1 protein-coding gene is annotated in these 643 nt (G+C 72.8%); it reads left to right on the top strand.

What is annotated here, in order from left to right:
- Nucleotides 1–169: 169 nt before the first annotated feature.
- The gene (locus BIU89_RS13555) at nucleotides 170–532 is read left to right on the top strand and encodes an RNA-binding S4 domain-containing protein (protein WP_027465224.1); all 363 of its coding nucleotides are present in this window, start codon (nucleotides 170–172) and stop codon (nucleotides 530–532) included.
- The last annotated feature ends 111 nt before the right edge of the window (nucleotides 533–643 follow it).

Genomic DNA, 643 nt, shown 5'->3' with positions numbered 1-643 from the left:
CGACCAGGTCGCCGAGGGCGTCCTGCGCGCCGTCCCCGTGGTGCGCCCGGACCACCAGGCGGTCCCCGATCGCGGCGTCGTGCAGCACCCCGAGCGCACGGGCCCGGGCGATCGCCGCCTGTTCGTCCGCATGCACCGCCCCAGGGTACGGGCCGCCTAGAGTGTTGGCATGGAGAAGGCCCGGGTCGACAGCTGGATCTGGGCCGTCCGGATCACCAAGACCCGGTCGGCCGCAACTGCCGCGTGCAAGGCCGGGCACGTCCGGGTGAACGGGGAGCGGGCGAAGCCGGCGCAGCCGATCGGCCCCGGTGACGAGGTGCGGGTGCGCCAGAACGGCTTCGACCGCATCGTCGTGGTGACCGGCATCATCCTGAAGCGGACGAGCGCCCCCGAGGCCGCGAAGCACTTCGAGGACAAGACCCCGCCGCGGCTGTCGAAGGAAGAGGCCGGGTTCGTCCCGATGCGCGACCGCGGGGCCGGACGGCCGAGCAAGCGGGAGCGCCGCGACCTCGAGAAGCTCCGCGGCTACTGACGCTTCGGCTTGCCGTACGGGTCGATGACGACTTCGAACTCCGTCTCGCCGTCCCACTCGACGGTGACCGGCTGCCCGGTCCAGCGGGCCTCGAGGTGACCGTCGTCGTCC

This window comes from Curtobacterium sp. MCBA15_005, from assembly GCF_001864855.1.
GTDB classification, from domain to species: Bacteria; Actinomycetota; Actinomycetes; order Actinomycetales; family Microbacteriaceae; genus Curtobacterium; species Curtobacterium flaccumfaciens.
Note: the sequence above shows the minus strand (reverse complement) of the source record. Positions and strands in the feature narration are given on the sequence as shown.